This is a genomic window from Cupriavidus alkaliphilus, assembly GCF_014191175.1.
Classification (GTDB): domain Bacteria; phylum Pseudomonadota; class Gammaproteobacteria; order Burkholderiales; family Burkholderiaceae; genus Cupriavidus; species Cupriavidus alkaliphilus.
Window position 1 is genome coordinate 478,362 of sequence record NZ_JACHWE010000004.1, and the last position, 15,392, is coordinate 493,753.

At 66.3% G+C, this 15,392-nt stretch carries 15 protein-coding genes; 14 read left to right on the plus strand and 1 reads right to left on the minus strand.

From position 1 onward, the window contains the following. The first annotated feature begins 40 nt into the window (after positions 1-40). From FHX60_RS17025 to aroA, 6 genes are all read left to right on the plus strand, one after another. The gene (locus FHX60_RS17025; protein ID WP_092308167.1) at positions 41-604 is read left to right on the plus strand and encodes a DUF2059 domain-containing protein; all 564 of its coding nucleotides are present in this window, start codon (positions 41-43) and stop codon (positions 602-604) included. A gap of 159 nt (positions 605-763) precedes the next feature. After that, positions 764-1,921, plus strand: coding sequence for a 3-phosphoserine/phosphohydroxythreonine transaminase (serC, locus tag FHX60_RS17030; protein WP_092308169.1), 1,158 nt, complete (start codon positions 764-766; stop codon positions 1,919-1,921). A 104-nt stretch (positions 1,922-2,025) separates the two neighbouring features. Then, on the plus strand, positions 2,026-3,189 hold the full coding sequence (gene pheA, locus FHX60_RS17035) for a prephenate dehydratase (RefSeq protein ID WP_112773551.1): 1,164 nt from the start codon (positions 2,026-2,028) through the stop codon (positions 3,187-3,189). A 27-nt stretch (positions 3,190-3,216) separates the two neighbouring features. Beyond that, complete coding sequence (hisC, locus tag FHX60_RS17040; protein WP_112773550.1) at positions 3,217-4,347, plus strand: histidinol-phosphate transaminase; 1,131 nt, start codon at positions 3,217-3,219, stop codon at positions 4,345-4,347. Positions 4,348-4,434: 87 nt separating this feature from the next. Next, positions 4,435-5,334, plus strand: coding sequence for a prephenate dehydrogenase (locus FHX60_RS17045; protein WP_183283992.1), 900 nt, complete (start codon positions 4,435-4,437; stop codon positions 5,332-5,334). Between the two features lie 49 nt (positions 5,335-5,383). Then, complete coding sequence (gene aroA, locus FHX60_RS17050; RefSeq protein WP_183283993.1) at positions 5,384-6,688, plus strand: 3-phosphoshikimate 1-carboxyvinyltransferase; 1,305 nt, start codon at positions 5,384-5,386, stop codon at positions 6,686-6,688. Here the strand turns inward: aroA and FHX60_RS17055 are convergent. After that, positions 6,678-6,923 (minus strand): DUF2061 domain-containing protein, encoded by a 246-nt coding sequence (locus FHX60_RS17055; protein WP_112773549.1) that lies wholly within the window; start codon positions 6,921-6,923, stop codon positions 6,678-6,680. The two genes, aroA and FHX60_RS17055, sit on opposite strands and share 11 nt — an antisense overlap. Positions 6,924-7,046: 123 nt before the next feature. Here FHX60_RS17055 and cmk point away from each other — a divergent pair, with 123 nt between their 5' ends. From cmk to rfaD, 8 genes are all read left to right on the plus strand, one after another. Further along, a complete protein-coding gene (gene cmk, locus FHX60_RS17060) occupies positions 7,047-7,715 on the plus strand; it encodes a (d)CMP kinase (protein WP_092308178.1) in 669 nt (222 codons plus the stop codon). A gap of 165 nt (positions 7,716-7,880) precedes the next feature. After that, positions 7,881-9,575, plus strand: coding sequence for a 30S ribosomal protein S1 (gene rpsA, locus FHX60_RS17065; protein ID WP_012352088.1), 1,695 nt, complete (start codon positions 7,881-7,883; stop codon positions 9,573-9,575). A gap of 30 nt (positions 9,576-9,605) precedes the next feature. Further along, positions 9,606-10,025: an integration host factor subunit beta gene (locus FHX60_RS17070; RefSeq protein ID WP_092308410.1), complete on the plus strand. Its 420-nt coding sequence runs from the start codon at positions 9,606-9,608 to the stop codon at positions 10,023-10,025. A gap of 284 nt (positions 10,026-10,309) precedes the next feature. After that, positions 10,310-10,663, plus strand: coding sequence for a lipopolysaccharide assembly protein LapA domain-containing protein (locus FHX60_RS17075; RefSeq protein WP_183283994.1), 354 nt, complete (start codon positions 10,310-10,312; stop codon positions 10,661-10,663). Positions 10,664-10,666: 3 nt separating this feature from the next. Continuing rightward, on the plus strand, positions 10,667-11,896 hold the full coding sequence (lapB, locus tag FHX60_RS17080; protein ID WP_112773547.1) for a lipopolysaccharide assembly protein LapB: 1,230 nt from the start codon (positions 10,667-10,669) through the stop codon (positions 11,894-11,896). A gap of 33 nt (positions 11,897-11,929) precedes the next feature. Then, on the plus strand, positions 11,930-13,318 hold the full coding sequence (locus tag FHX60_RS17085) for a UDP-glucose dehydrogenase family protein (protein ID WP_183283995.1): 1,389 nt from the start codon (positions 11,930-11,932) through the stop codon (positions 13,316-13,318). 80 nt (positions 13,319-13,398) lie between these two features. Then, positions 13,399-14,346 (plus strand): D-glycero-beta-D-manno-heptose-7-phosphate kinase, encoded by a 948-nt coding sequence (rfaE1, locus tag FHX60_RS17090; protein ID WP_112773546.1) that lies wholly within the window; start codon positions 13,399-13,401, stop codon positions 14,344-14,346. A 27-nt stretch (positions 14,347-14,373) separates the two neighbouring features. Beyond that, positions 14,374-15,369 carry an ADP-glyceromanno-heptose 6-epimerase gene (gene rfaD, locus FHX60_RS17095; RefSeq protein ID WP_092308189.1) on the plus strand — a complete coding sequence of 332 codons (996 nt, stop codon included), beginning with the start codon at positions 14,374-14,376 and terminating at the stop codon, positions 15,367-15,369. The last annotated feature ends 23 nt before the right edge of the window (positions 15,370-15,392 follow it).

Here is a 15,392-nt window from a genome sequence, read left to right on the forward strand (position 1 = left end):
CTGTCCGGACTAAAACGGACGTATTTACCAGGGAGTCACAATGCTCAAAACCTATCGACGTATCGCTGTTCTGGCTGCTTTTGTCCCGACCTTCATGATGGCGCAGCATGCCCACGCACAGGACGCGGAAAAGACGGCAGCCATCAAGGAACTGCTTTCCGTCATGCAGGCAGACCAGGCTGTGAAGGGCCAGGCAGAGAACTGGCAGCAAGGCGCCAAGCAGGAAGCGCCGCTGGTCCTCGAGCAGGTGCTGGTCGAAAACAAGACCCTGAGCGACAAGCAGAAGCAGGCCGCGGTTGAAAAGCTGAAGAAGAACGGCGCGGTCCAGCGCGTCGTGGACGGCGCCGGCACGGCGTTCACTACCGACGGCTTCCGCAAGGATGCCATCCAGGCGCACTACGATGCCTTCGGCAAGTACTACACCACGCAGGAACTGAAGGACCTGACCACCTTCCTGAAGTCGCCGACCGGCCAGAAATTCATGGCCAACCAGGGCAAGGCAACGCAGGAAATCTGGGGCTCGATGATGCAGAAGTACGGCCCGCAGGTTGGCAAGTCGATGCGCGACGCCGCCGAGAAGGAAATCACCGCCGCTTCGAAGTGATGCCGGCGTGAGCCGCAACGGCGCCGCCCGCCGCCCCTCCGATGGCGTTCGGGCGGGCGCGGCAACCCGGGGCTGACCCGGGGCGCCCAACGGGGCGCGGGTTTGAGGGATAATGGCTGCTTGGGTAACACCGGCAGCCATTTTTCCATCCCCCGTCTCATGAACGATCCCCAGAATCCCGCTCTTGCCGGCATGATGCAGCGTGCATTGGCCGAACGCGTCTATAACTTCTCGCCCGGCCCCGCGGCGCTGCCCGCCGAAGTGCTGCAGCAGGCTGCCGAGGAGATGCTGTCCTGGCGCGGGACCGGGGTCTCGGTGATGGAGATGAGCCACCGCAGCCGCGAGTTCGAAGGCATCCATGGCCAGGCCATCGCCGACCTGCGCGAACTGCTGCATATTCCCGCCAACTACCGCGTGCTGTTCCTGCAGGGCGGCGCCATCGGAGAAAACGGCATCGTGCCGCTGAACCTGATGCGCCTGCGTCATGCCGACGCACCCAAGGCCGACTTCGTCGTCACCGGCACCTGGTCGGTCAAGACCGAGCAGGAAGCCCGCCGTTACGGTGCGGTCAATATCGCCGCCAGCAGCGAGGCGCAGAAATACCACCGCATTCCGGACGTGGCCGACTGGAAGCTGTCGGACGACGCGGGCTACGTGCACCTGTGCACCAACGAGACCATCGTCGGCGTGGAATTCCAGGACATCCCCGATATCGGCCAGGTCAAGGGCGACCGCGTCGTGGTGGCGGATGCTTCCAGCCACATCCTGTCGCGCCCGGTCGACTGGTCGCGCGTGCAGGTGGTCTACGGCGGCGCGCAGAAGAACATCGGTCCGGCCGGCGTCACCATCGTGATCGTGCGCGAAGACCTGATCGGCCATGCCCATCCGCTGTGCCCGTCGGCATTCAACTGGCGCCTGGTGGCCGAGCACAACTCGATGTACAACACCCCGCCGACCTACGCGATCTATATCGCCGGCCTGGTGTTCCAGTGGCTCAAGCGCCAGGGCGGCGTGCCGGCGATCGAACAGCGCAATATCGCCAAGGCGTCGGCGCTGTACGACTACCTCGACCAGAGCGATTTCTATCGCAACGAAATCCATCCCAGCTGCCGCTCGCGCATGAACGTACCGTTCTTCCTGGGCGACGAATCGCGCAACGAGGCCTTCCTGCAGCAGGCCCGGGCCAATGGCCTGGTGCAGCTGAAGGGGCACAAGACCGTGGGCGGCATGCGCGCCAGCATCTACAACGCCATGCCGCTGGAAGGCGTGATGGCGCTGATCGAATTCATGCGCGAGTTCGAGCGGACCTCCGCCTGACGCGCATTCCCGCTGGGGGGTCCGCGCATGCCAGGCACGGCATGCCGGCCCGCGCGGGCAGTTTTCCGGCCGCCGCGCCCGGCGGCCCATCGGATTGATACAACATGACAAGCCAAGACCGCACCCCCGCGCGCGAGGAGACGCCGCCCAATGCGCCGCAGAACGGCGACAGCCCCCTGAGTGATGCCGAGCGCCAGCTTTCGGTCGAGCTGGGGCCGCTGCGCGATCAGATCGATACCGTGGACCGCGAGTTGCTGGCGATGCTGAACCGCCGCGCCAAGCTCGCGCTCGAGGTGGGCGAGGTCAAGAAGAAGTACGGCGCGCCGGTGTTCCGTCCGGAGCGCGAGCTGCAAGTCATCCGCAAGGTGCAAGGGGCCAACCCGGGCCCGCTGCTGGGCGAAAGCGTGGCGGCAATCTGGCGCGAGGTGATGTCCGCCTGCCGCGGGCTGGAGAAGCCTTTGGAGGTGGCATTCCTGGGACCGGCCGGCACGTTCTCGGAGCAGGCGCTGTACGCGCATTTCGGCCACGAGGTGTCGGGCGTGCCTTGCCCGAGCATCGACGAGGTGTTCCGCGCGGTCGAGGCGGGCACGGTCGAATACGGTGTGGTGCCGGTCGAGAATTCCACCGAAGGCGCGGTGTCGCGCACGCTCGACCTGTTCCTGCAGACCTCGCTGAAGATCAGCGGCGAGATCGCGCTCAAGGTGCACCACAACCTGATGGCGTCGACGCCCGACATGAATGGCGTCACGGTGGTGCGCGCGCATGCGCAGGCGCTGGCGCAGTGCCAGCACTGGCTGACCGCCAACTATCCGCACCTCGAGCGCCAGGCGGTGTCGAGCAATGCCGAAGCGGCGCGCATGGCCAGCGAAGACCCGACCGTGGCCGCGATCGCCGGCGAGTCCGCCGCCAACCGCTACCACCTGCACCTGGTGCGCACGCATATCCAGGACGATCCGCACAACCGCACGCGCTTTGCCGTGATCGGCCGCTATGAGACCGAGCCCTCGGGCAGCGACCAGACCTCGCTGATCCTGTCTGTGCCGAACAAGGCCGGCGCGGTGTACCAGCTGCTGGCGCCACTGGCCGCGAACGGCGTGTCGATGTGCCGCTTCGAGTCGCGCCCGGCGCGCAGCGGCGCGTGGGAGTACTACTTCTACGTCGACGTCGAAGGGCACCAGCATGAGCCGGCGGTGGCGCGCGCGATCGAAGAGCTGCGCCGCAACGCGGCCTACCTGAAGGTGCTGGGCTCGTATCCGTCGAGCAAGTAAGGCAGCCGGAACGCACAAGGAGACGCAATGGCAGAGCAGGGCAAGCAGGGCGGCGCAACGGGTTTCGGGCCGGATTATGTGCGGGCGATTTCGCCATACGTGGCCGGCAAGCCGATTGCCGAAGTCGCGCGCGAGTTCGGCCTGGACGAGGCCGGCATCGTCAAGCTCGCCTCCAACGAGAATCCGCTGGGCATGCCGGAATCGGCTCGCCTCGCGGTGGCCGAGGCCGTGGCCGAACTGGGGCGCTATCCCGATGCCAACGGCTTTGCGCTGAAGGGCGCGCTGTCGGCGCGCTTCGGCGTGCCCGCCGACTGGCTGACGCTGGGCAACGGCAGCAACGACATCCTGGAACTGGCCGCGCATGCGCTGGTGGAGCCGGGCCAGTCGATCGTCTACGCCGAGTACTCGTTCGCGGTGTACGCGCTGGCCACGCAGGAGATCGGCGCCCGCGCCATCGAGGTGCCCGCGCGCGACTACGGCCACGACCTCGACGCGATGGCCGCTGCGATTGCCCCCGATACGCGCCTGGTCTTCATCGCCAACCCCAACAACCCGACCGGCACTTTTCTGCCGGCCGCGCAGATCGAAGCCTTCCTGCAGCGCGTGCCGCGTCATGTCGTGGTGGTGCTGGACGAGGCCTACAACGAGTACCTCGATGCCGACCAGCAATACGACGCGATTGCCTGGGTGCGCCGCTACCCCAACCTGATGGTGTCGCGCACGTTCTCCAAGGCCTATGGCCTGGCGGGCCTGCGTATCGGCTATGCGGTGGCGCAGCCGGAACTGACCGATCTGCTGAACCGCATCCGCCAGCCGTTCAACGTCAACAGCGTGGCGCAGGCCGCGGCCATCGCTGCGCTGGCCGATGCTGATTTCCTGCGCCGCAGCGCGCAGCTGAACCGCAGCGGCAAGCGGCAGCTGACCGAGGCGTTCGAGCGGCTCGGCCTGGAATACGTGCCGTCGTCCGGAAACTTCGTGCTGGTGCGCGTGGGCGACGATGACGGCGCCGGCGCGCGCGTCAACCTGGCGTTGCTGAAACAGGGCGTGATCGTGCGGCCGGTGGGCAACTACAACCTGCCGCGCTGGCTGCGCGTGACCATCGGCTTGCCGGAAGAGAACGCGGCGTTTATCGCGGCGCTGGAGCAGGCGCTGGCCTGAGGCCGGCCGCTGCAAACGCCGGTGCTCGTGCCGCGCATTGATTGAACTCGGTCTGGACCGAACTACCGCCGCTTGCGGCCTGTGATTGTGAGTGCATTGCATTTTTCCCGTGTTGTCATTGTCGGCGTCGGCCTGATCGGCGGCTCGCTCGCGCTGGCGCTCAAGCGCGCCGGCGTGGTGGGCACGGTGGTGGGGGTCGGGCGCTCGGCCGCGTCGCTGCAGAAGGCGCTGGACCTCGGCGTGATCGACGAGGCCGCGACGCTGGCCGATGCCGCGCGCGGTGCGAGCGTGATCGTGCTGTGCGCGCCGGTGGCGCAGAATTTTGCGTTGCTGCATGCGCTCGAGCCGCACCTGCAGCCGGGCACCATCGTCACCGATGCCGGCAGCACCAAGTCCGACGTGATCATCGCCGCCAAGACCGCGCTGGGCGACAAGGCCGCGCAGTTCGTGCCGGCCCACCCGATCGCCGGGCGCGAGCTCAACGGCGTCGAGGCCGCGTTGCCAGACCTGTACGACGGCAAGAAGACCGTGCTGTGTCCGCTGCAGGAAAACGCGCGCGCCGATGTTGCCGCCGTGCGCGCCATGTGGGAAAGCGCCGGAGCGCATTGCCGCGTGATGTCGGCGGTGCAGCACGACGCGGTGTTCGCAGCAGTCAGCCATCTGCCGCACGTGCTGTCGTACGCGCTGGTGGCGCAGGTGGCCAACGCCGAAGATGCGGCGCTGAAGCTGGACTTTGCCGGCGGCGGCTTCCGCGACTTCACGCGCATCGCCGCCTCGTCGCCGGAGATGTGGCGCGACATCTGCGTCGCCAACCGCGACGCGCTGCTGCGCGAGCTGAATACTTACCAGTCGGTGCTGGCGCACCTGAAGACGCTGATCGAGAAGGGCGACGGCGACGCGCTCGAGCGCATCTTCACGCGCGCCAGCAAGACCCGCCTGGCCTGGGGCGCCGAGCGCGCCGCGGGCAACAACCATATCGAACCCTGATGGCCCTGGCCAATCGCCTGACCGCGGCGCCCCGGCGCCCACGACATCCATGGAACAACTGACGCTAGGCCCCCTGACCCGCGCCCACGGCACCGTGCGGCTGCCGGGCTCGAAGAGCATCTCCAACCGTGTGCTGCTGCTGGCCGCGCTGGCCAACGGCGAGACCCGCGTGCGCGACCTGCTCGATTCAGACGACACGCGCGTGATGCTGCAGGCGCTGCGCACGCTGGGCGTGGCCTGGCGGCAGGAAGGCGCGGACTACATCGTCACCGGCGCCGGTGGCAACTTCCCCAACAAGTCGGCCGAGCTGTTCATGGGCAACGCCGGCACCGCGATCCGTCCGCTGACCGCCGCGCTAGCATTGCAAGGCGGCAGCTACAAGCTGTCCGGCGTGCCGCGCATGCACGAGCGGCCGATCGGCGACCTCGTCGATGGCCTGCGCCAGGTCGGCGCGGTGATCGACTACCTTGGCAACGAAGGTTTCCCGCCGCTGCATATCCAGCCGGCCAGCCTGCGCATCGACGCGCCGATCCGCGTGCGCGGCGATGTCTCCAGCCAGTTCCTGACCGCGCTGCTGATGAGCCTGCCGCTGGCCCAGTCCGCCAGCGGCCGCATCGAGATCGAAGTGGTGGGCGAACTGATCTCGAAGCCGTATATCGAGATCACGCTGAACCTGCTGGCGCGCTTCGGCATCGAGGTGGAGCGGCAGGGCTGGGAGCGCTTCATCCTGCCCGCAGGGGCGGCTTACCGCTCGCCGGGCGAGATCTTTGTCGAGGGCGACGCATCGTCGGCTTCGTATTTCCTGGCCGCCGGCGCGATCGGCGGTGGTCCCGTACGCGTCGAAGGCGTCGGCATGGCCAGCATCCAGGGCGATGTGCGCTTTGCCGATGCGCTCAACCGCATGGGCGCCAACGTGATGGCGGGCGACAACTGGATCGAGGTGCGCGGCACCGAGCGCGACGACGGACGCCTGCACGGCATCGAACTGGACTGCAACCATATCCCCGATGCCGCCATGACGCTGGCGGTGGCGGCGCTGTTTGCCGAAGGCACGACCACGCTGACCAATATCGCCAGCTGGCGCGTCAAGGAAACCGACCGCATCGCGGCGATGGCGACGGAACTGCGCAAGCTGGGAGCCGTGGTCGAGGAAGGCGCCGACTACCTGCGCGTGACGCCGCCGCAGCCGTGGCAGACCCCGGCCGACGGCATTGGCACCTATGATGACCATCGCATGGCGATGTGTTTCTCGCTGGCGGCGTTCGGCCCGTTGCCGGTGCGGATCAATGATCCGGGCTGCGTCGCGAAGACGTTCCCGGACTACTTCAGCGTTTTCGCCGGCGTCACGCGCTGACGAGGGCGGCGCCGGAGCCGGGGGTGGCGGCCGCTGCGGCGCCGCCGCCGGCCGCGGATGCCTGGCGGCGTTCGCGCTTGTCCCAATACCGGTCGAAGAAGTAGTGGGCCACGGTATTGATGGCCGGTTCGATAAAGGTGACGGCACCGCTCACGGCCAGGCTGCCGGTCAGCGCATAGGTCACGCTGAACGCGATGCCGAGGTGCATGATGCCGAACGTCAGGGTTTTTGCCATGGTAGATTGCCTCGCGACCAATACTGAGGGATGCGCTGCGGTTTGCGGCGCGGTGCCATGGATCAAATAATAATGATTCTCAATAGAATTAACAATCAATCGTTTCACTGGGTGCCATAAGTAATGACTATCGTCAACGTCATCACCATTGACGGACCGACCGCCTCCGGCAAGGGCACGGTTGCGCACAAGGTTGCCGACGCAGTGGGTTTCCACCTGCTCGACAGCGGGGCGCTGTACCGGCTGGTAGCGCTGGCCAGCGACCGCGCCGGTGTTGACCTGGCCGACATGGACACCCTGGCGCGGATCGCCACGCGCCTCGATGTGAAGTTCGGCCCCGACCGCGTCTGGCTGCAAGGCGAGGAAGTGAGCCTGGCGATCCGCGCCGAGGCAATCGGCAACCGCGCCTCGGCCATCGCCGTGCACCAGCCGGTGCGCGACGCGCTGACCCAGCTGCAGCGCAGCTTCCGCAAGCTGCCCGGCCTGGTGGCGGACGGCCGCGACATGGGCACCGTGATCTTCCCCGACGCCCAGCTCAAGGTGTTCCTGACCGCGAGTGTCGAGGCGCGCGCGCGCAGGCGCTATAAACAATTGATTGATAAGGGAATTTCTGCTAATATCGAAGACCTTTTGCGTGACCTCGAGGCACGCGACGCGCGGGATCGCACCCGCGCTGCCGCGCCGCTGCGTCCCGCCGAGGATGCAAAGCTGCTCGATACCTCCGACATGACGGTGGATCAGGCAGTGGCGCAGGTGCTGGAGTGGTTTGCCGCTGTGCGGCCCGATGCATGACATGCAGCGGGCGCATCCGTAGAAGCGGCGCGCCTCTTCCGTACCCGATGGCGTCAGTCCGGGCCTGTGCCTTGGCTGGCTTTTGTCAAACCTGACCCCGCTGCCCTGGCAGACTGAGCGCGATCGTCGCGCCGGCCAGCGTATTGCGGATTTCACCTTACGTTTATGTCCGACCTGCAAACTAACGAATCCTTTGCCGCACTGTTCGAGGAATCGATCGCCCGCTCCAATATGAAGGCTGGCGAAGTGATCTCCGCTGAAGTCGTGCGCATCGACCACAACTTCGTGGTCGTCAACGCCGGCCTCAAGTCCGAGGCATTTGTGCCGGTGGAGGAGTTCCTGAACGACCAGGGCGAACTCGAAGTGCAGGCCGGCGACTACGTCTCCGTGGCCATCGACGCACTCGAGAACGGCTATGGCGACACCATCCTCTCGCGCGACAAGGCCAAGCGCCTGGCCTCGTGGCTGAACCTCGAGAAGGCCCTGGAAGACGGCGAAATCATCTCGGGTACCGTGACCGGCAAGGTCAAGGGCGGCCTGACGGTGATGGTCAACGGCATCCGCGCGTTCCTGCCGGGTTCGCTGGTTGACGTGCGTCCGATCAAGGACACCACCCCGTACGAAGGCAAGACCCTGGAATTCAAGGTCATCAAGCTGGACCGCAAGCGCAACAACGTTGTGCTGTCGCGCCGCGCCGTGGTCGAAGCCACGCTGGGCGAAGAGCGCCAGAAGCTGATGGAAACCCTGAAGGAAGGCGCCATCGTCAACGGTATCGTCAAGAACATCACCGACTACGGTGCGTTCGTTGACCTGGGCGGCATCGACGGCCTGCTGCACATCACCGACCTGGCCTGGCGCCGTGTCCGCCACCCGAGCGAAGTGCTGTCGGTTGGCCAGGAAATCACCGCCAAGATCCTCAAGTTCGACCAGGAAAAGAACCGCGTCTCGCTGGGCGTGAAGCAGCTGGGCGAAGATCCGTGGGTCGGCATCTCGCGCCGCTACCCGCAAGGCACCCGCCTGTTCGGCAAGGTCACCAACCTGACCGACTACGGCGCGTTCGTCGAGATCGAAGCCGGCATCGAAGGCCTGGTGCACGTGTCGGAAATGGACTGGACCAACAAGAACGTGGCCCCGTCCAAGGTTGTCCAGCTGGGCGACGAAGTCGAAGTCATGGTGCTGGATATCGACGAAGACAAGCGTCGTATCAGCCTGGGCATGAAGCAGTGCAAGGCCAACCCGTGGGACGATTTCTCGCGCAACCACAAGAAGGGCGACAAGCTGAGCGGCCAGATCAAGTCGATCACCGACTTCGGCGTGTTCATCGGCCTGCCGGGTGGCATCGACGGCCTGGTGCACCTGTCCGACCTGTCCTGGCAAGAGTCCGGCGAAGAGGCCGTGCGCAAGTACAAGAAGGGCGACGAAGTGGAAGCCGTGGTGCTGGGCATCGACGTCGACAAGGAACGCATCTCGCTGGGCATCAAGCAGCTGTCGGGCGATCCGTTCAACAACTTCATCTCGGCCAACGACAAGGGTTCGCTGGTTCAGGGCACCATCAAGGCCGTTGACGCCAAGGGTGCCGTGGTCCAGCTGGCCGACGACGTGGAAGGCTACCTGCGTGCTTCGGAAATCTCCGCTGACCGCGTGGAAGACGCCCGCAACGTGCTGAAGGAAGGCGAGCAGATCACCGCCCTGGTGGTGAACGTCGACCGCAAGTCGCGCAATATCAACCTGTCGATCAAGGCCAAGGACAGCGCAGAGCAGCAGGAAGCGATGCAGAAGTTCCAGGCCGATACCGGCACGGCTGGCACGACCAACCTCGGCGCCCTGCTGAAGGCCAAGCTCGGCCAGGACAACCAGTAATCGCAGGCCCCCGCGCTTGCGCGTATGCCCATGACCAAGTCGGAGCTTGTCGAAAAACTGGCTGCCCGCTTCCCCCAGCTGCTGCTGCGGGATGCGGACATCTCGGTGAAAACGATACTCGACGCGATGTCCGAAGCGTTGGCCGACGGCCACCGCATCGAGATCCGCGGATTCGGCAGTTTTGGTCTGAACAAGCGTCCGCCTCGCGTGGGGCGCAATCCCAAGTCCGGCGAGCGGGTGCTGGTGCCTGAAAAACGGGTGCCGCACTTCAAGGCGGGCAAGGAATTGCGCGAACGGGTTGACCGCAGCCAGCCGGCGCCTGCGGGTGCCAATGGCAACGGCCATTCCGGCGGCACGGCTCAAGCCCTGCCGGGCAAGGCAGGCCAGGGCGCGGCACCCGCCGCGCCGACCGGTTTGCATGAGAGCGGATTGGATTTCATTCGCTCCTGACTGACCTTGCCTCACTGCCTGTTACTGTATTGTCAAAAAAAGCGCCCTTTGGGGCGCTTTTTTTTGTCCGTGTGAATCGCGGCGGCACGCCCCATCGCCTGCAAGACCAGCCTGCGATGCTTGCGAGGCGTGAGCCGGGACGCCGTTACCGCCACGTTACCGAATCCGTGAAGTGATTCCGTTACAATGCCGGGGTCTTTGCCGGGCCTCGCACAGGGCGTCCGCTTAGCCGCTGCTTCTGTGCTTGCCTGCCACAACGCCACGCTGCCTCGCCGCCTACCCGCATGAAACTGTTTGCCTGGATCGTCCGCATCGTCGTATTCGTGCTGCTGTTCGTGCTGGCCCTGCGCAATACCGCAGAAGCCTCGCTGCAGCTGTTCTTCAACGCCGTCTGGCATGCGCCGCTGATCCTGATCCTGTTTGCCGCGTTTGCACTGGGTGCGGTGGCCGCGCTGGCATCGGTGGCGCCCGGACTGATGCGCCAGCGCATGGAACTGGCCAGGTTGCGCCGGGCGGTCGCGGATGCCCGGGCCTCAGCGACGGCGCCATCGGCGGCGCCATCGACATCACCCGCAAGCGCCGCCCCGGTGGCGCGCGAAGCCAAGTCTCCCTATAACGTAGTCGGCCCGAAAGTCTGATCCATGATGTTCGAAACCTGGTGGCTGTTGGTGCTGCCACTTGTCTTTGGCCTTGGCTGGATGGCGGCGCGCTTCGACGTGCGCCAGATGATCAGCGAGCAGGGCGCCTTGCCGCGCTCCTACTTCAAGGGACTCAATTTCCTGCTCAACGAGCAGCCCGACAAGGCCATCGATGCCTTTGTCGAAGTCGCCCGGCTGGACCCGGAAACCACCGAACTGCACTTTGCGCTGGGCGCGCTGTTCCGGCGCCGCGGCGAAACCGAGCGCGCCATCCGCGTGCACCAGAACCTTGCCACGCGCCCCGACCTGCCCGAGCCCGAGCGCGAGCATGCGCTGTTCGAACTGGGCGAAGACTACCTGCGCGCGGGCCTGCTGGACCGTGCCGAGGAGTCGCTGCGCCGGCTGATGTCGGGGCCCTACGCGGCCTCGGCCAAGCGCGTGCTGCTCGAGCTCTATGAAGTGGAGAAGGAGTGGCAGAAGGCCATCGATGCCGCGCGTGAGCTGCAGACGCTGGAGCAGAAGAGCTACAGCCTGCAGATCGCGCAGTTCTGCTGCGAGCTGGCGCAGGACGCGCTGCAGCGCAAGCGCCCCGAAGAGGCGGTGAAATGGCTGAACCAGGCCGTGGCCGAGAATCCCGCCAACGTGCGCGCGCCGATCCTGCTGGGCGACGTCGCCGCGGCGGCGGGCGATGCGCGCGCGGCGCTGGGCCACTGGCTCGGGATCGAGCGGCAGGACGCCTCCTTCCTGCCGCTGGTGGCCGAGCGTGTGGTCAAGGCTTATGCCGCGCTTGACGAGCAAGGCGTGGCGCTGGAATGGCTGCGCGGCCTGCTCAAGGGCAAGCTCGCGCCCGAGGTGCTTGATACCGCGTACAAGGCCGAGCTGGAAGTGAACGGCCCCGAAGCCGCGGCGCGCCTGATGCGCGAACAGTTGCGCCGCCAGCCCACGCTGCTGGCGCTGACCAAGTATTTCGAGGCGCAGGCGGCAGTGGCCGTCGCCGCGCCCGCCGCGCAAACCGCTGAGGTCGAGGCCGCGGCTGGCCAGGACGAAGGCGCCGAGGACGACGAGGCCAAGGAAACCACCGCCATCCGCGACCTGCTGCAACTGCGCACTCGCAACCTGGCGCGCTATACCTGTCGCGAATGCGGTTTTCGTGCGCGGCTGTTCTATTGGCAGTGCCCTGGTTGCAACCGCTGGGAGACCTATGCCCCGCGGCGTTCCGAAACGCTCGGCTGATTCCGGTGGCCGTGCAACGGATGAATTGAAGCTATGAAAGTCACCATTATCGGCAGTGGCTACGTCGGTCTCGTCACCGGCGCCTGCCTGGCGGAGCAGGGCAACGATGTGTTCTGCCTGGACCTGGACGAGCAGAAGATTGCGCTGCTCAACGCTGGCGGCGTGCCGATCTACGAGCCAGGCCTGCAGGAGCTGATCCAGCGCAACCGCGAGGCCGGCCGCCTGACCTTTTCCACCGACGTGGCAGCCAGCGTCGAGCATGCCGACGTGCAGTTCATCGCGGTGGGCACGCCGCCGGACGAGGACGGCTCGGCCGACCTCAAGTACGTGCTGGCGGCCGCCCGCAATATCGGCCGCCACATGACCGGCTTCAAGGTGGTGGTCGACAAGTCGACCGTGCCGGTGGGCACCGGCGACCGCGTCACCGCCGCGATCCGCGAGGAACTGGCCGCGCGCGGGCTGGAAGACCTGCAGTTCTCGGTGGTGTCGAACCCCGAATTCCTGAAGGAGGGCGCCGCGGTCGAAGACTTCATGCGCCCCGACCGCATCGTGCTGGGCTGCAATGCCGACGCCGCCGGCCGCCACGCGCAGGCCACCATGCGGCAGCTGTACGCGCCGTTCAACCGCCATCACGAGCGCACCTTCTACATGGACGTGCGCTCGGCCGAGTTCACCAAGTACGCCGCCAATTCGATGCTGGCCACGCGCATCTCGTTCATGAACGAGCTGGCCAACCTGGCCGACGAAGTCGGCGCCGATATCGAGCTGGTGCGCATGGGCATCGGCTCGGACCCGCGCATCGGCTACAGTTTCCTCTATGCCGGCGCCGGCTATGGCGGATCGTGCTTTCCCAAGGACGTGCAGGCGCTGATGCGCACCGCCGCCGACCACGGCAAGCCGATGCGCGTGCTGGAGGCGGTGGAAGCCGTCAACGGCGCGCAGAAGCGCGTGCTTGGCCAGAAGATCGTGCGCCGTTTCGGCGACGACCTGAGCGGCCGCGTGTTCGCGGTCTGGGGCCTGGCCTTCAAGCCCAATACCGACGACATGCGCGAGGCGCCGTCGCGGGTGCTGGCGCGCGAGCTGGTATCGCGCGGCGCGTCGCTGCGCGTGCATGACCCCGTGTCGATGGCCGAGGCCCGTCGGGCGCTCGAGGCCGACCTGGCCGACGTGCCGGGCGGCGCGGCGCGCGTGAGCTTCCACCAGCACCAGATGGACGCGCTCGACGGCGCCGACGCGCTGGCGATCGTGACCGAATGGAAGGTGTTCCGCAGCCCCGATTTCGCGCAGATCAAGCGGCGGCTGAAGTCGCCGGTGATTTTCGATGGACGCAATCTGTATGAGCCCGAGGCGATGCGCGAGACCGGCGTGGAATACCACGCCATCGGCCGCCCGGCCCGCAAGGCAGCGCCGGCGAACGAATGAGGCGCAGGCGGGTCAACGGACTCATCAACCGATAAGCTAACGCGGTGGCCGCTGCCGCCGCGATATTGCCAAGGATCTTCATGAACAAGACCGTCATTCCGCAGGAGCAGATCCGGCAGTCCCATATCCTGGTGGTCGGCGACATGATGCTGGACCGCTATTGGTTCGGCGACGTCGAGCGCATTTCGCCCGAAGCGCCGGTGCCGGTGGTGCAGGTCAAGCGCAGCGACGAGCGCCTGGGCGGCGCCGCCAACGTGGCCCGCAACGCCGCGGCGCTGGGCGCGCGCGTGGGCATGCTGGGCGTGGTCGGCGACGACGAGCCGGCGCGCACGCTCGAGGCCCTGCTGGCCGAGAGCCACGTGCAGCCCTACCTGCACCGCGATGCCAAGATCAACACCACCATCAAGCTGCGTGTGGTGGCACACCAGCAGCAGCTGCTGCGTGTGGATTTCGAGAACGCGCCGGCGCACGAAGTGCTGCTCGCGGTACAGGACCGCTTCCAGGGCCTGGTCAACGATTACCAGGTGCTGGTGCTGTCCGACTACGGCAAGGGCGGGCTGACCCATGTCACGCGCATGATCGATGCCGGCCGCGCCGCCGGCCGCAAGGTGCTGGTCGACCCCAAGGGTGACGACTACTCGCGCTACCGCGGCGCCACGCTGATCACCCCCAACCGTGCCGAGATGCGCGCCGTGGTTGGCGCCTGGAAGACCGAGGCCGACCTGACCATCCGCGCGCAGAACCTGCGCCGCGCGCTGCAGCTCGAGGCGCTGCTGCTGACGCGCTCGGAAGAGGGCATGACGCTCTATACCGAAGCCGAAGTGCTGCACGTCTCGGCCCAGGCGCGCGAGGTCTATGATGTATCCGGTGCGGGCGACACCGTGATCGCCACGCTCGCCACCATGATGGGTGCCGGCGTGCCGCTCAAGGAAGCCGTGCAGCATGCCAATCGCGCCGGCGGCATCGTGGTCGGCAAGCTGGGCACCGCCGTCGTCACTTATCCCGAATTGTTCGGCACCGCAGCCTGAGGCGCGGCGCCCCATCCTGATCCGACCATGACCATCATCGTCACCGGTGCCGCGGGTTTTATCGGCAGCAATCTCGTCAAGGGCCTGAACGAACGCGGCGAGACCCATGTCATCGCCGTCGACAACCTGACCCGCGCCGACAAGTTCCACAACCTGGTCGACTGCGAGATCTCCGATTACCTGGACAAGCAGGACTTCCTCGCGCGCTTTGCCCGCGGCGAGTTCGGCAAGGTCCGCGCGGTGTTCCATGAAGGCGCCTGCTCCGACACCATGGAGACCGACGGCCGCTACATGATGGAGAACAACTACCGCTACACGCTGTCGCTGATGGAGAGCTGCCTGGAGCAGGGCACACAGTTCCTCTACGCATCGTCGGCGGCGACCTACGGCGCCTCGCAGGTGTTCCGCGAAGACCGCGAGTTCGAGCGTCCGCTCAACGTGTACGGCTACTCCAAGTTCCTGTTCGACCAGATCGTGCGGCGCCGGCTGCCGTCGGCGCTGTCGCAGATCGTCGGCTTCCGCTACTTCAACGTGTACGGGCCGCGCGAAACGCACAAGGGCCGCATGGCCTCGGTGGCGTTCCACAACTTCAACCAGTTCCGCGCCGACGGCACGGTGAAGCTGTTCGGCGAATACGGTGGCTATGGCCCTGGCATGCAGAGCCGCGACTTCATCTCGGTCGAGGACGTGGTCAAGGTCAACCTGTTCTTCTTCGACCATCCGGAGAAGTCCGGCATCTTCAACCTGGGCACCGGTCGCGCGCAGCCGTTCAACGACATCGCCGCCACCGTGGTCAACACGCTGCGCGAAGCCGAAGGCAAGCCGCCGCTGTCGCTGGACGACCTGGTGCAGGAAGGGCTGATCGAGTACGTCAAGTTTCCGGACGCACTGCGCGGCAAGTACCAGTGCTTCACGCAGTCGGATGTGTCCAAGCTGCGCGGCGCCGGCTACGGCGAGCGCTTCCTGACCGTCGAGGAAGGCGTGGCGCGCTACTGCCGCTGGCTGCTCGAGCGCAACGGCTGAACCCCGCATCGTCCCTGCCTCGC

What these genes read in the sequence shown, in the direction of transcription:
- rfaE1 (WP_112773546.1), top strand. Translation starts at nt 13,399, where the DNA reads ATGAACAAGACCGTCATTCCGCAGGAGCAGATCCGGCAGTCCCATATC.
- cmk (WP_092308178.1), top strand. Translation starts at nt 7,047, where the DNA reads ATGACTATCGTCAACGTCATCACCATTGACGGACCGACCGCCTCCGGC.
- FHX60_RS17055 (WP_112773549.1), bottom strand. Translation starts at nt 6,923, where the DNA reads ATGGCAAAAACCCTGACGTTCGGCATCATGCACCTCGGCATCGCGTTC.
- FHX60_RS17070 (WP_092308410.1), top strand. Translation starts at nt 9,606, where the DNA reads ATGACCAAGTCGGAGCTTGTCGAAAAACTGGCTGCCCGCTTCCCCCAG.
- hisC (WP_112773550.1), top strand. Translation starts at nt 3,217, where the DNA reads ATGGCAGAGCAGGGCAAGCAGGGCGGCGCAACGGGTTTCGGGCCGGAT.
- lapB (WP_112773547.1), top strand. Translation starts at nt 10,667, where the DNA reads ATGATGTTCGAAACCTGGTGGCTGTTGGTGCTGCCACTTGTCTTTGGC.
- aroA (WP_183283993.1), top strand. Translation starts at nt 5,384, where the DNA reads ATGGAACAACTGACGCTAGGCCCCCTGACCCGCGCCCACGGCACCGTG.
- pheA (WP_112773551.1), top strand. Translation starts at nt 2,026, where the DNA reads ATGACAAGCCAAGACCGCACCCCCGCGCGCGAGGAGACGCCGCCCAAT.
- FHX60_RS17025 (WP_092308167.1), top strand. Translation starts at nt 41, where the DNA reads ATGCTCAAAACCTATCGACGTATCGCTGTTCTGGCTGCTTTTGTCCCG.
- FHX60_RS17075 (WP_183283994.1), top strand. Translation starts at nt 10,310, where the DNA reads ATGAAACTGTTTGCCTGGATCGTCCGCATCGTCGTATTCGTGCTGCTG.
- rpsA (WP_012352088.1), top strand. Translation starts at nt 7,881, where the DNA reads ATGTCCGACCTGCAAACTAACGAATCCTTTGCCGCACTGTTCGAGGAA.
- rfaD (WP_092308189.1), top strand. Translation starts at nt 14,374, where the DNA reads ATGACCATCATCGTCACCGGTGCCGCGGGTTTTATCGGCAGCAATCTC.
- serC (WP_092308169.1), top strand. Translation starts at nt 764, where the DNA reads ATGAACGATCCCCAGAATCCCGCTCTTGCCGGCATGATGCAGCGTGCA.
- FHX60_RS17085 (WP_183283995.1), top strand. Translation starts at nt 11,930, where the DNA reads ATGAAAGTCACCATTATCGGCAGTGGCTACGTCGGTCTCGTCACCGGC.